The 14,344-nt window shown below is 57.3% G+C and carries 12 protein-coding genes; 3 read left to right on the top strand and 9 right to left on the bottom strand.

The window, feature by feature from the left end; translation table 11 throughout:
• Positions 1–33 precede the first annotated feature (33 nt).
• Positions 34–693, bottom strand: a complete 660-nt coding sequence (locus tag AX760_RS22465) for a YggS family pyridoxal phosphate-dependent enzyme (protein WP_071835246.1) — start codon at positions 691–693, stop codon at positions 34–36.
• Between the two features lie 229 nt (positions 694–922).
• Between AX760_RS22465 and leuS the strand changes: the two genes are divergently transcribed.
• The 3 genes from leuS to holA are packed head-to-tail and all read left to right on the top strand — an operon-like array spanning position 923 to position 5,113.
• Positions 923–3,553 (top strand): leucine--tRNA ligase, encoded by a 2,631-nt coding sequence (gene leuS, locus AX760_RS22460; protein WP_083531302.1) that lies wholly within the window; start codon positions 923–925, stop codon positions 3,551–3,553.
• Positions 3,540–4,064 carry a hypothetical protein gene (locus AX760_RS22455; RefSeq protein WP_071835244.1) on the top strand — a complete coding sequence of 175 codons (525 nt, stop codon included), beginning with the start codon at positions 3,540–3,542 and terminating at the stop codon, positions 4,062–4,064. Before leuS ends, AX760_RS22455 begins: the two co-directional genes overlap by 14 nt.
• Positions 4,065–4,078: 14 nt before the next feature.
• Positions 4,079–5,113, top strand: coding sequence for a DNA polymerase III subunit delta (holA, locus tag AX760_RS22450; protein ID WP_071835243.1), 1,035 nt, complete (start codon positions 4,079–4,081; stop codon positions 5,111–5,113).
• Positions 5,114–5,151: 38 nt separating this feature from the next.
• Here holA and AX760_RS22445 read toward each other — a convergent pair whose 3' ends face one another.
• The 8 genes from AX760_RS22445 to hemE form a co-directional block, all read right to left on the bottom strand.
• On the bottom strand, positions 5,152–6,039 hold the full coding sequence (locus AX760_RS22445; RefSeq protein WP_071835242.1) for a ParB/RepB/Spo0J family partition protein: 888 nt from the start codon (positions 6,037–6,039) through the stop codon (positions 5,152–5,154).
• A 37-nt stretch (positions 6,040–6,076) separates the two neighbouring features.
• Entirely contained in the window at positions 6,077–6,871 is a 795-nt protein-coding gene (locus tag AX760_RS22440; protein WP_071835241.1) for a ParA family protein, read from the bottom strand.
• Positions 6,872–6,886: 15 nt separating this feature from the next.
• Positions 6,887–7,525 carry a 16S rRNA (guanine(527)-N(7))-methyltransferase RsmG gene (gene rsmG / locus AX760_RS22435; protein WP_071835240.1) on the bottom strand — a complete coding sequence of 213 codons (639 nt, stop codon included), beginning with the start codon at positions 7,523–7,525 and terminating at the stop codon, positions 6,887–6,889.
• A complete protein-coding gene (gene mnmG, locus AX760_RS22430) occupies positions 7,522–9,408 on the bottom strand; it encodes a tRNA uridine-5-carboxymethylaminomethyl(34) synthesis enzyme MnmG (RefSeq protein WP_071835239.1) in 1,887 nt (628 codons plus the stop codon). The genes rsmG and mnmG overlap by 4 nt, the downstream gene beginning before the upstream one ends.
• A gap of 113 nt (positions 9,409–9,521) precedes the next feature.
• Positions 9,522–10,847: a tRNA uridine-5-carboxymethylaminomethyl(34) synthesis GTPase MnmE gene (mnmE, locus tag AX760_RS22425; RefSeq protein ID WP_087149340.1), complete on the bottom strand. Its 1,326-nt coding sequence runs from the start codon at positions 10,845–10,847 to the stop codon at positions 9,522–9,524.
• Positions 10,848–11,047: 200 nt separating this feature from the next.
• A complete protein-coding gene (gene rho / locus AX760_RS22420; RefSeq protein ID WP_087149335.1) occupies positions 11,048–12,313 on the bottom strand; it encodes a transcription termination factor Rho in 1,266 nt (421 codons plus the stop codon).
• 193 nt (positions 12,314–12,506) lie between these two features.
• Positions 12,507–13,046, bottom strand: coding sequence for a protoporphyrinogen oxidase HemJ (hemJ, locus tag AX760_RS22415; RefSeq protein ID WP_071835237.1), 540 nt, complete (start codon positions 13,044–13,046; stop codon positions 12,507–12,509).
• Positions 13,043–14,077, bottom strand: a complete 1,035-nt coding sequence (gene hemE, locus AX760_RS22410) for a uroporphyrinogen decarboxylase (protein ID WP_071835236.1) — start codon at positions 14,075–14,077, stop codon at positions 13,043–13,045. Before hemE ends, hemJ begins: the two co-directional genes overlap by 4 nt.
• Between the last annotated feature and the right edge of the window lie 267 nt (positions 14,078–14,344).

The raw sequence follows: 14,344 nt of genomic DNA, 5'->3' as shown, positions 1-14,344 counted from the left end.
CGCTAATTCAGAGAACCGCGCTCGAACGCGCGGCTAGCGCGTGCCAAAAATCGCCGATCCAACCCGGACGCTGGTTGCGCCGAACTCAATCGCGACCTCGAAATCGCCAGACATGCCCATCGAGAGCCGGCTGAGGTTGCAGCTTTCCGCAAGCCTTGCCAGAAGCGCAAAATGCGGACCGGGGTTCTCGTCGGCCGGCGGGATACACATCAGTCCCTCCACGGAAAGACCGATCTCGTCGCGGCACAGGGTGACGAACGCGACCGTGTCGTCTGGCGCGATACCGGCCTTCTGCGGCTCCAGTCCTGTATTGACCTGGACATAGACCCGCACGGCCCTGTTCTGCCGTCGGATCTCTTCCGAAACCGTGCGCGCGATCTTTTCCCGGTCGATCGTTTCAATCACATCAAAGAGCGCAACGGCGTCGGCGGACTTGTTGGATTGCAGCGGCCCGATCAGATGAAGTTCGATACCGGGCGTTTCCTGCTTGAGCAGCGGCCATTTCGACTGGGCTTCCTGCACGCGATTTTCGCCAAAGACGCGCTGTCCGGCGGCGATGACGGGACGTATGGCGTCGGCATCGAAGGTTTTTGAAACGACAACGAGCTGGGCCGCATCTGCGGGACGGCCAGCCGTCAGTTCACTCTTTTGAATCCGGCTCATGACATCGCTTAAACGCGCTTCAATATCCATGCCTGCACTCCCGGTTCTTTGTAAACGCCATCTGCTCCAGACCGAGTATTGGATATTGCCATGGCTGCCAAGCGGAACGTGTTGCGGATCATCTGCGATGCTTAAAGTTTCGCCGTAAAATCCCTCAAAAACTTGACGTTAGAGCTGTTTCGTGGTGAAGGTCACCCTAATATCATGGCCCGAACAGTCGGGAATGTTTTCCCGCACAATTTTCCGGAATACCGAACATATGGCTACCGAACGTTACAATCCGCGTGATGCCGAGCCGCGCTGGCAGCAGGCATGGGACGACCAGAAGGTTTTCGAGACCGACAACGAAGACCCGCGCGAAAAATACTACGTGCTGGAAATGTTCCCCTATCCGTCCGGTCGCATCCACATGGGCCATGTGCGCAATTATGCGATGGGCGACGTCGTGGCGCGCTACAAGCGGGCCCGCGGCTACAACGTCCTGCACCCGATGGGCTGGGACGCCTTTGGCATGCCGGCTGAAAACGCCGCCATGGAACGCGGCGTCCACCCCGCCACCTGGACCTACCAGAACATCGCCTCGATGAAGGCGCAGCTGAAGGTAATGGGCCTGTCCCTCGACTGGTCGCGCGAATTCGCCACCTGCGACGTCGAATACTACCAGCGCCAGCAGCATCTGTTCCTGGACTTCCTGGACAAAGGACTCGTCTACCGCAAGCAATCCAAGGTCAATTGGGATCCGGTCGACAACACCGTGCTGGCCAACGAACAGGTGATCGACGGCCGCGGCTGGCGCTCCGGCGCCCTGGTGGAACAGCGCGAACTGACGCAGTGGTTCTTCCGGATCACCGATTTCAGCCAGGACCTGCTCGATTCCCTCGACACACTGGATCAATGGCCAGAAAAAGTCCGGTTGATGCAGAAGAACTGGATCGGTCGTTCCGAAGGTCTTTCGATCCGTTGGGAGATCGTACCTGATACCGGTGCCGGCGATGAGAGCGAAGTCGCGGTCTACACGACACGGGCAGACACGCTGTTTGGCGCCTCCTTCATCGCGATCGCCGCCGATCATCCGCTGGCACGGCAGGCAGCCGCAAGCAGTTCCGAAATCGACACGTTCTGCGACGAATGCCGCCGTGCCGGTACGTCGCTTGCCGCTCTCGAAACGGCGGAGAAAAAGGGTATCGACACAGGGATCCGCGTTCGGCATCCACTGGATCCGTCCTGGGAACTGCCGGTTTACGTCGCCAATTTCGTTTTGATGGACTACGGCACAGGCGCCATCTTCGGCTGCCCGTCCGGCGACCAGCGCGATCTGGATTTCGCCCGCAAATACGATCTGCCTGTCGTGCCCGTGGTTATGCCGAAAGACGGGGATGCTGCGACCTTCACGGTTGGCGACGAAGCCTATGTCGGCGACGGCGTGTTGATCAATTCGCGCTTCCTCGACGGCCTGACGATTGAGGACGCCTTCGAGCGCGTCGCCGAAAGGCTGGAACAGACGATGATTGCCGGCGCACCGCAGGCGGAGCGCAAGGTGAATTTCCGGCTGCGTGACTGGGGCATCTCGCGGCAGCGCTACTGGGGCTGCCCGATCCCGGTCATCCATTGCGACGACTGCGGCGTCGTGCCGGTGCCAAAGGCTGATCTGCCGGTCAAGCTGCCCGATGACGTGACCTTCGACAAGCCGGGCAATCCGCTCGACCGCCACGCAACCTGGCGGCATGTTTCCTGCCCGAATTGCGGTAAGGATGCGCGGCGCGAGACGGATACGATGGATACGTTCGTCGACTCGTCCTGGTATTTCGCACGCTTTACCGCCCCCTGGGAGGACAACCCGACCGATCCCAAGATTGCCAGCCATTGGCTGCCGGTCGATCAGTATATTGGCGGTATCGAACATGCGATCCTGCACTTGCTCTATTCCCGCTTCTTCACCCGCGCCATGAAGGCCGTTGGTCATATCGCGCTGGACGAACCCTTCAAGGGCCTCTTCACGCAAGGCATGGTCGTTCACGAGACCTATAGCCGCGGCGAGGGTGCGCAGCGGGAGTGGGTCACGCCGGCCGAAATCAACATCCTCGAAAACGATGGCAAGCGACAGGCGACACTGATCGAAACCGGCGAGCCGATCGCCATTGGTTCAATCGAGAAAATGTCGAAGTCGAAGAAAAACGTCGTCGACCCCGATGATATCATCGCCTCCTATGGCGCCGATACGGCACGCTTTTTCGTGCTTTCGGATTCCCCCCCTGAACGCGACGTAATCTGGTCCGAGGCGGGCGTCGAGGGGTCGCATCGGTTTGTTCAGCGCGTCTGGCGCCTGATCTCCGAGGCTGCGTCCTTCCTGAGGGAAACCGATGCTTCGCCGGCAAAGCATGGTGAGGCCCTTGCAGTCTCGCAACTCGCCCACAAGACGCTGAAAGCCGTTCAGGCCGATTATGAAAAGCTTGCTTTCAACAAGGCGGTGGCGCGGCTTTACGAACTGGTGAATGCGCTGGCCGCGCCTTTGACGCAGGTGGCCGAGGGCAAGGCCGATCTGGCAACCGTTGCTGCCGCCAAGGACGCGACATCAATCCTGATCAGCCTGATGGCGCCGATGATGCCGCACCTTGCGGAACAGTGCTGGGTTGAGATCGGCGGAACGGGCCTGATTGCGCAGAGAGACTGGCCGATCTTCGACGCGGTGCTGGTTGCTGAAAACGAGATGACCCTGCCGATCCAGATCAACGGAAAGAAACGCGCAGATTTGACAATCGCGCGTGATGCGGATCAGACTGCAATTGAAAATGCCGTGCTTGCCATCGATGCTGTCAAGGCTGCGCTGAATGGACAAAGCCCGAAGAAAATCATCGTCGTGCCGCAGAGGATCGTCAATGTCGTTGTTTGATACGTCCGCAGGAAGCCTTCATCTGCTTGCCATCTGCGCGCTCGCACTCGGTGTGGGCGCAGTGTCTGGCTGCCAGGTCAAGCCGCTTTACGCCACCAGCACGCAAACGGCCGAAAAGCTCGCCTCGATCGAGATTTCCGATGCTGACGATCGCGTCGAGCAGGAAGTGCGCAACAGCCTGATATTCCTCACTTCCGGCGGCGCCGGCGAACCGGCAAACCCGGAATACAGAATGGCCCTGAACGTCACGACGCAGGTCAGGGGCGTCCTCTACGACCAGGCATCGGACACCGCCGGTGCCGGACGCATTCTTGTGCTGGCGGACTTCAACCTGTCACGTGCTGATACAGGCGCAACCGTCAAGTCCGGACGGCGCTCGGCCGTGGCACTGGTCGACTTCCCGGTCCAGGAATTCGCCAAGCTGCGCGCCATTCGCGATGGTGAAAACCGCGCCGCGCGGGAACTGGCAGAACTCATCCGGGCCGATGTCGCTTCCGCTCTTGGTCGCTGAGCGGATAGGTACGGATGACCGAAGTCAAATCGCACGAATTTGATTCGTTCCTCCAGAGATCGATCAAGGACAGCCGTCTCTATTTGATCTACGGGCCCGATCGCGGACTGGTGTCAGAACGCGCCAGCATGATTGCGGCCAAGACCGGCGTGGCCCTGGATGACCCCTTTTCACTGATCAAGCTCGATGGGTCCGATCTGCAGCAGAGCCCCGGGCGTCTGCTGGATGAGGTCAACGCCTTTGGCCTGTTTGGCGGCGAAAAATTGGTCTGGATCAGGAGCGCCGGCAGCGAAAAGGCGCTGGTCGATGGCTTCCAGCTGCTGGCACAGGAACCCCCGACTGGCAGCTATGTGATTATCGAGGCCGGAGACCTGAAGAAGGGGACAGGCCTGAGGAAGATCGGCGAGTCGTCCCGCGCCGTGATTTCGGTTGCCTGCTATGCGGATGACGCCCGCGCGGTAAGCGCACTCATCGACCAGGAACTGGCCCAAGTGAACCTGAAGATCACGCCGGCCGCGCGCGAACGCCTGCAGGAGGCGCTTGGCGGCGACCGAATCGCATCGCGCAACGAGATCCGCAAGCTGGCACTTTACTGCCGCGGCATGGGCACGATTGAAGAGGAACACGTCCAGGATATCGTCGGCGACGCCAGCGCTATCTCCGTGGATGATGCGATAGACGCCGTTCTGAAGGGCGATGCCGATGGGCTGGTTCATGCCATCCAGAAGATTGTCACGTCGAAGACACCGATCTTCCTGGTGCTGCAGGGCTGCCTGAAGCAGTTCCAGCTTCTCGATCTGATGCGTGCGGAGATGGACGCAAAACGGCTACAGCCGGCTCAGGTGACCGCCACACTCGGCCGTCACCTGCATTTCCGCCGCAAGCCCATCGTTGAATCAGCGCTGAAAACTTGGTCAGGACCGGCGATCCAGCGGGAGCTTGGTCGTCTGCAGGCGACCATCTTCCAGAGCCGCAGCCGCCAGAGCCTGGAAGAAAGCGCCGCGATGCAGGCTTTGTTGGCAATTACATTGCAATCAGCCCGGCGATAGATTAACTAAGACTTTGATATTATTATTTATTAGGAAGATTACCGACGCTCGAGCAGTCGGCAGATTTCCTCGAGCTGATCAAGCGTTTTATAGGCAATTCTGAGCTGTCCGCCTGACACCTTGTGATTAACCGTCACGTCCAGTCCGAGGCTATCGGAAAGAGTGCGTTCCAGGGCCAGCGTATCGGCGTCCTTTTCCTGCGGTTTCGCGGCCTGGCCATAGTTCGGATCGTTCTGAGCACGGATGTCGTTCTGCGCCAGCCGTTCTGTATCACGGACCGAGAGGCCCTTGGCGATGATGGAGCGGGCAAGGCCGACAGGATCCGATGTCGGGATCAACGCTCGCGCATGGCCCGCCGAAAGCGTCCCCGAGGACAGCATGTCGCGCACCGGCTCCGGCAGCTTCAAAAGCCTCAGGCTGTTTGCGACGTGACTGCGGCTCTTGCCGATGATCTCGCCAAGATCGTTTTGCGTATAGCCATGCTCGGCGATCAGCTGATCATAACCCATCGCCTCTTCCAGAGGGTTGAGATCCGAGCGCTGGACGTTTTCAACGATCGCGATTTCCAAGGCGGTGCGGTCATCGACATCGCGGACAATGACCGGGATATCTGTAAAGCCCGCAAGCTGAGCCGCCCGCCAGCGACGCTCGCCGGCGATGATTTCGTAGCGCTCATCCGCGATGGTCCGCACCACGACCGGCTGAACAATGCCGTGCTGGCGAATGGAGCTAGCGAGATCCTGCAACTCACCTTCATCGAAGGTGCGGCGTGGATTGCGCGGATTGCGCGAGACAAATTCAATCGGGATTTTGCGATCGGCATTGACCGTCTGCGGCGGCGCGCCGGCTGCAACAGGCTGATCCATTTCGCCAATCAGCGCCGCGAGCCCGCGACCGAGGCGCCGTCTTGAATTGTCGTCGTTCATAATCTCACTCACACTTATCGTTTCGGTCACGAATCAATTAGGCGGCCTTGCGCTGACGCTCCCGCTGGATGACTTCCGAGGCCAGCTGAAGATAGGCCTGGCTGCCAGCGCATTTCAAATCATAGAGGATCGCCGGCTTGCCATAGGATGGCGCTTCGGAAACACGGACATTTCGTGGAATCAGCGTGTGATATACCTTCTCGCCCAGATGCAGCCGCACGTCATTGACAACCTGTTGCGCAAGATTGTTGCGGGAATCGAACATCGTCAAAACGATACCCTGAATATCGAGCAGGGGATTCACCGACCGACGCACCTGGTCGACAGTCTCCAGCAACTGGCTAAGCCCCTCCAGTGCAAAGAATTCGCATTGCAGCGGCACCAGGACAGAATGAGCCGCCGCCATGGCGTTCATCGTCAACAGATTGAAGGACGGAGGGCAATCAACCAGCACATAGGAATACCGCAATGCCGCGGGTGCCTCCAATGCGCGCTTCAAGCGGTAGACGCGGTTGCTTTCCTGCGATATTTCCATCTCTACACCGAGCAGATCCATCGTAGATGGAATAATCGACAGGTTGGGCACAACCGTATCGAGCACAATTTCTTCGATAGGGTGAGACCCAATCATCAGTTCGTAGGAGGAAAGCTTGCGGTCGCGTCGCTGAATGCCGAGGCCGGTGCTGGCGTTTCCCTGCGGATCGAGATCGACAATCAGCACCTTTTCGCCAATAGCGGCCAGCGCTGTCGCCAGATTAATGGCTGTCGTTGTTTTGCCAACGCCACCCTTCTGGTTCGCGATCGTAATAATACGGTTTTTTTCGCCTATCATGCACTGATCCGCCGTTCACTGAATTTTCCGCGAAAGATTTGCGATTTCGAGGACCACGGAATCCGGTTCGATGACGCTGGTATGTTTTACCAGATCGAAGTCAAAGCAGCCAACGGCTTTGTCAATTTCGCTCTGGTAATCCCGACCTTTGTGGAAATAGGCTGTCACCGCCGGTGCTGGTATCATCCAGTCTGCGCAATAATCCAGCAATTGCGTCAAATCCGCCAGCGCGCGGGCGGAAATCGCATCGCAACGCGGGATCGCCGCCGGTGCATCTTCGATTCGAATGGGATGTACCGAACCGCGCGCACCAGTCTCGGCAAGAGCAACGCGTAAAAAGGCGGCCTTCTTGTTGTTGCTTTCGACCAAATGGACCCAACCATCAGCCAGCTCAGCCAGGCAGATAGCAGTGATGATTCCTGGAAACCCTCCGCCACTGCCAAGATCGATCCATTGTTTCGGAGCCGGATGGATTTGAAAGATTTGCATGCTGTCCGCGATGTGGCGCTGCCACAGATTCTCCTTGGTCGACGGCGCTACGAGATTGATCGACTTCGCCCACTTCTGGAAAAGCCGCGAAAAGTGATCCAGGCGCTCCGCTGTTTCACGTGAAACACGCAATCCGTTTAGGCTCTGCGGAAGACTCGTATTCATTGAACAATATTCTTCTGTTGCAAGGCAGAGTTCCGATCCAGACGCCGAAGATGCGCGAGGATAAGCGATGCTGCGGCTGGGGTCATGCTATCAACCTTTAACACTTGAGCGAGATTCCGCGGTGACGCAGCTTTGAGTTTTATCATCAACTCATTGGAAAGACCCGACAAAAGTGAAAAATCGAAGCCATCCGGGATTTCCGCCGCCTCTTCACGTTGAATGTTCGCAATGTCGTGCGCCTGTCTGTCCATGTAGACCGCATAGGTGGCATCGATTTCCAGTGCCTCAGCCATCTTGGGTGCAATCTCCGCCAGCTCGGGCCAGACATGCGACAAGGATCCAAGTGAGTGATCAGCGTAGGATAGCAACTCAAAGGCAGAGCGACGCTGCCCATCATGATTGAGATGCAAGCCATGTCTGCTGGCTTCATTTGGTGTGATCAGGAGATCCATGAGTTTCTGTTTGTTTTGCGCAAACTCGGCCGACCACACTTCAAAGCGGTGCGCACGGCCTGCGGAAACCACGCCCAGACGCAGCGCATCGGGTGTCAAGCGAGCATCCGCATTGTCAGCACGTAGCGACAAACGATATTCTGCGCGGGATGTAAACATGCGGTATGGCTCTGTCACTCCTCTGGACGTCAGATCATCGATCATAACACCGATATATGAATTGGTTCGGCTGAAGGCAAAAGGCTTGCCGCCGCCAACCAACAAAGCCGCATTCAGACCCGCGACAAGTCCTTGCGCACCGGCTTCTTCATATCCTGTTGTACCATTAATCTGGCCAGCCAGAAAAAGTCCTGGGATCTTCAGCACCTGGAGCGTCGACGATAGTTCCCTCGGATCAACATGGTCATATTCAATCGCATATCCTGGTTGAAGGATTGTCACATGCTCAAGTCCGGGAATAGTCCGGATGAATTCCTGTTGCACATCTTCGGGCAGGGATGTGGATATACCATTCGGGTAGACTGTGTCGTCATCCAGACCTTCAGGTTCCAGAAAGATCTGATGGCCGTCGCGCTCGCCGAATTTGACGATCTTGTCTTCAATGGAGGGGCAATAGCGCGGACCGACACCTTCGATCTGCCCCGAATACATAGCTGACTTGCCAAGATTATCCGATATGATCTTGTGTGTGGCCGCTGTTGTCCGCGTCACACCACATTCGATCTGCCGATTGGAAATACGATCCGTCATAAAGGAAAATGGCACAGGATTCTCGTCCGCGCCCTGCCGCCCGACGGAGGCCCAATTAATAGTGCGGCTATCGAGGCGCGCCGGTGTACCGGTTTTCAACCGCCCAAGACGCAGGCCGGCACGCTCCAGCGTCGCAGAGAGGCCGAGGGAGGGATCCTCGCCGACACGACCTGCGGCAATCTTTTTCTGCCCGATATGGATGAGGCCGCGGAGGAACGTTCCCGTTGTCAGAACGACAGACCCACAGGAAATCTGCCGACCGTCCTTAAGGACGACCGCTGAAACACGTCCATCCCCTGTCAACAGATCAAAAGCATCGCCTTCAATGACATCCAGATTATCGATCGATGCAATCTCCTGCTGCATCGCTTCCCGGTAGAGCCGTCGATCCGCCTGGGTGCGGGGACCGCGAACGGCCGGGCCTTTACGTCGATTGAGCAGGCGAAACTGAATGCCTCCGGCATCTGCAACGCGGCCCATCAAACCGTCCATTGCATCGATTTCGCGAACGAGATGGCCTTTACCGAGTCCGCCAATCGCAGGGTTGCAGGACATTACGCCGATTGTCTCGCGTTTGTGCGTCACCAGCGCCGTGCGGGCACCCGATCGGGCAGAAGCGCTTGCCGCTTCGCAGCCTGCATGTCCGCCACCAATGATAACGACATCGTATTTCAAAGTCATGTCTGCCGTCTCCATGGTTACGGCTCGATTCAGCTGTTTAAGTTTGAGTCAAGTCGTTTCACGTGAAACACTTTGCAAGACTCGATATTGTTGTGACTTCAAACCGTCGGTTGCTATTTACCAATGCAAAATTCCGAGAAGATAACATCCAGGAGGTTTTCGACATCAACGCGGCCCGTGATCCTCCCGAGGGCATCTCCGGCGAGCCTGAGATATTCCGCCTGAATATCCAACCCCGTTTCTGACAAAGCCAAGCTTGACCTGATCGCATCGTTGGCTTGGCGCAGACAGTCAACATGTCGGCTACGCAATGGAATCGAGAAAGCCATCTTTCCGGATAAATCAGGCAGATGCGATGAGATTATCGCCAGCAGGCGATCAATGCCCTCACCGTTTTGTGTGGACACCGCCACGTCATACTGCGCCTTATCCCATACTTGCCCAGGCTGATCAATCTTCGTCGCAACGCGAACGACACGACGGTTTTCCCGCTCGCTGAGGATCGTCCCAAAGCCATCTTGCGTATCTGACAGGAAAAGAACCACGTCCGCTTCCTCCAGAGTGGCAAGCGCGCGGCGGATACCCTCGCGTTCGATGGGCTCCTGCGTGTCGCGCAATCCCGCCGTGTCGTAAAGACACACCGAGAATCCGGCTAAGGAAAGATCGACGGACAGAACGTCCCTGGTTGTCCCTGCAATATCCGTGACAATGGCGATGTCTCGACCGGCGAGATAGTTGAGGAGACTGGATTTTCCGGCGTTGGGTGGGCCGGCAATGACCACTTTCAAACCGTCCCGAATGATTTCCGCCACAGCTGCGCCGGCGACATGGTTTGCTATCTCTCCGCTTAAAGCAGCCATATCCGTCCATATGGTTGCTGCGACCGAGCCGGGCACATCGTCCTCGTCAGCGAAATCGAGCTCTGCCTCGATCATTGCACGCGCATGCGTCAGGCGACGTGCCCAGGCTTGGTACAACGCAGACAAACCGCCTTGCGCGTGTTCGATGGCGAGGCGCCGCTGCATCTCCGTTTCGGCTGATATGAGATCGGCAAGGCCTTCGATCTCCACGAGATCGAGCTTGCCATTGTGGAATGCGCGCCGGGAAAACTCGCCAGCTTCGGCATGGCGCAATCCATCCATGCGCGACAGTGTTTCCAGAACTGCCTGGACGACTGCGCGTCCGCCATGAACCTGCAACTCCCCGCAATCCTCGCCGGTGAAAGAGGCCGGGCCAGCAAAGTAAAGCACCAGAGCGTTATCAAGGACATCACCGTTCCGGTTTCGAATCAATCGTAGCTGGGCAGTACGCGGCTTGCCGAGTGGTCCCGTCATCTGCAACAGCGCATTGCGCGTCAATGCACCGCTGATCCGGATAATAGCAACACCGGAAGGCAAAGTGCCGGAGGACAGGGCATAGATCGTGTCATTTGCCATGATGCATATTCGTCTTTCTTCGACCAATCCGACTATTCACGCCGATGCATGCAAAAAGATACGGATCCGAATCGATTGCGTATATTCCGGTTCCGAATCGACCGCTGCTATGTTTCAAGGTTCGTCCTGCGCCCGGGCAGCGAACTGTGAAACGCAAAAACCCGGGCCTGAACCCGGGTTTTCAAAAATAGGTGCACCGCAGATCAGGTGTTCATCGAATCGAAGAAATCGCCATTTGTCTTGGTCTGCTTCAGCTTGTCGATCAGGAATTCGATCGCATCGGTGGTCCCCATCGGGGCCAGAATACGGCGAAGGACAAAGATCTTCTGCAGATCCTGGCGCGGTACCAGCAGGTCTTCCTTGCGGGTACCGGATTTCAGGATATCCATCGACGGGAAGATGCGCTTGTCGGCGACCTTGCGATCCAGCACGATTTCCGAGTTACCGGTACCCTTGAACTCTTCAAATATAACTTCGTCCATGCGGCTGCCGGTATCGATCAATGCCGTCGCGATAATCGTCAGAGAGCCGCCTTCCTCGATATTGCGGGCCGCACCGAAGAACCGCTTCGGGCGCTGCAGCGCGTTAGCGTCGACACCACCCGTCAGGACCTTGCCCGACGACGGCACGACCGTGTTGTAGGCGCGACCAAGGCGGGTAATCGAATCGAGCAGGATGACGACGTCGCGACCGTGTTCGACAAGCCGCTTCGCCTTCTCGATGACCATTTCCGCGACCTGCACGTGGCGGGTTGCCGGCTCGTCGAAGGTCGAGGAGACAACTTCGCCCTTCACGGAGCGCTGCATGTCCGTCACTTCTTCCGGCCGTTCATCGATCAAAAGAACGATCAGGTAACATTCCGGATGATTGGCGGTGATCGAATGCGCGATATTCTGCAGGAGAACCGTCTTACCGGTGCGCGGCGGTGCCACGATCAGGCCACGCTGGCCCTTGCCGAGCGGCGCGATAAGGTCGATGACGCGGGCAGACAGATCCTTGGACGTGGGAACTTCGAGTTCCATCTTGAAACGCTCGTTCGGATAGAGCGGCGTCAGATTGTCGAAATGCACCTTGTGGCGGATATTCTCGGGATCTTCGAAATTGATCGTATTGACCTTGAGCAGCGCAAAATAGCGTTCGCCTTCCTTCGGTCCGCGGATCGGGCCTTCGACCGTATCGCCTGTCTTCAAGGAGAAGCGGCGGATCTGCGATGGCGAGATGTAGATGTCATCGGGGCCAGGCAGATAGTTGGCATTGGCCGACCGCAGGAAACCGAAACCGTCCTGGAGCACCTCGACGACGCCTTCGCCGATGATTTCAACATCCTGGCTGGCGAGCATCTTGAGGATCGCGAACATCAGTTCCTGCTTGCGCATGACGCTGGCGTTTTCGACCTCCACCGATTCGGCAAACGCCAGAAGATCGGTAGCCGTCTTGTTTTTCAGTTCTTGCAGCTTCATTTCAGCCATGAAGGGTACCACACTTGGAATTTATCGAATGGAAGGTCGGCGTGTTTTTTGAAAGGGAGCTGCGGGGGGATGGAGCAAGCTCGTAACTTTTACACATGCCACGAAAGATGAGATGAATCGAAAATAGCGATTCACGTGAAACGCCGCAAGGGGCTCAGCCAAATTAGCCAAAAAATCGTATTCCTACGTTTTTTCAGAACGGTTTGACCACCGCCATGATGACGATCAGGATCATCAACACTGTCGGAGCCTCGTTCATCAGCCGCCAATAACGGGCCGTTCGCCGCACGCCGTCCGTCGCGAAAGCCCGGACCGCGCGGCTGAAGTGCACATGAACGCCTGTCAGCAGAACGACGAACAGCAATTTGGCATGCAGCCATCCCCCCTGGAAACCGTAAACGCTCCAGGCAAGATAGAGCCCGAGACCCCAGGAAATCATCATTGCCGGGTTCATGATCACCTTCAACAGACGCTGTTCCATGACCTTGAAGGTCTCGGACTGGTCCGATCCGACGACGGCATCGGTGTGATAGATAAACAGCCTCGGCATGTAGAGCAGTCCGGCCATCCACGACATCACAGCGATGATGTGCAGCGCCTTGATCCAGAGATAGAGATTATCGGGCTGTCCGAACACCAGGCCCGCGAGGATCGCAATGAACATCGCGATCGCCACAAAGGCCCGCAGGCGCGCTTTTTTTCCCAGACGCTGGTCGATCTGCCGCTCCGTCATGCGGCAGTGCGCCTGACCCGTTCCACGAGCCGGGAAACCGTTGCGGGATCCGCCTGCGGCGTGATGCCATGCCCGAGGTTGAAGATCAGCGGACCATTGCCGAGAACCTGCAGGATCGCATCTATGCCGTCATCGAGCGCAGCACCACCGGCAACAACCCGCATCGGATCGAGATTGCCCTGAACAGGACCGTCCTTCTGCAGCTCGGCCGCAAAGGCAAGCGGCACCGACCAATCAAGCCCGATCGCGTCCGCATCGGTCTGCTGCCGGTAATGCTTAAGCTGAATGCCGGCGCCCTTGGCAAAGGCAATGATCTTCGCCTGCGGACGACGAGCCCGAACACTGTCGATCATTCGGCGCACCGGTTTGACGGCATAGCGCTGGAATTCGACTTCACCGAGCACGCCGGCCCAGGAATCGAAGATCTGCACGGCATCGGCACCGGCATCGATCTGCGCCACGAGATAATCCGCCGATACTTCCGCAAGCAGCGCCAGAAGATGATCGAAGGCCTCCGGATGGCGATAGGCAAACAGCCGGGCAGGGGCCTGGTCCGGTGTGCCGTGGCCGGCAATCATGTAGGTCGCCACCGTCCAGGGCGCCCCGCAAAATCCCAGCAGCGTCGTTTCATCGGGCAAATCCCTGCGAAGACGCGAAACGGTTTCAAAGACCGGCTTCAGATGTTCGATAACCTGATCCGGTTTCAGCGCAAGAATACCGGCAGGATCAATCGGATCCATCAACGGTCCTCGCCCTTCCTCGAAGCGGACGTTGCGATCCAGCGCATCGGGTATCACGAGAATATCCGAAAACAGGATGGCTGCATCAAAGCCATATCTGCGGATCGGTTGAAGCGTCACCTCGACAGCCATTTCCGGTGTGTAACAGAGATCTAGGAAACTACCCGCTGCTGCCCTGGTTTGCCGGTATTCGGGTAGGTATCGGCCTGCCTGCCGCATCAGCCAAATCGGCGGTGGTGTCAGTGTCTGGCCATCCAGAACCTGCAGAACCTTACGGCTATTCGCGGTCACTTGTCACGCACTCCCTCTAAAATACTAAACTTATCTAAAAGGGTTCTATTTCTTAGAGTCGGTGACTATCAAGGATTAAAATCAGCCCCCGGTTTATCCACATTCGCAATGATTCAATTTCATGATTGCGCCCAATTCGACGGTCTCCGGAATAGATCGGGGAAACAAACCGAATCAACATTTGATTCAAGCGCTTGTACCGAACCCTTTATGTGGGGGTGGTTGTGGATAAGATGTGGATCGACGTGACACTTTGTCGTCCTGTGA

The organism is Pararhizobium antarcticum, assembly GCF_001885585.1.
Classification (GTDB): Bacteria; Pseudomonadota; Alphaproteobacteria; order Rhizobiales; family Rhizobiaceae; genus Pararhizobium; species Pararhizobium antarcticum.
This window is presented reverse-complemented; position numbering and strand designations above follow the sequence as displayed.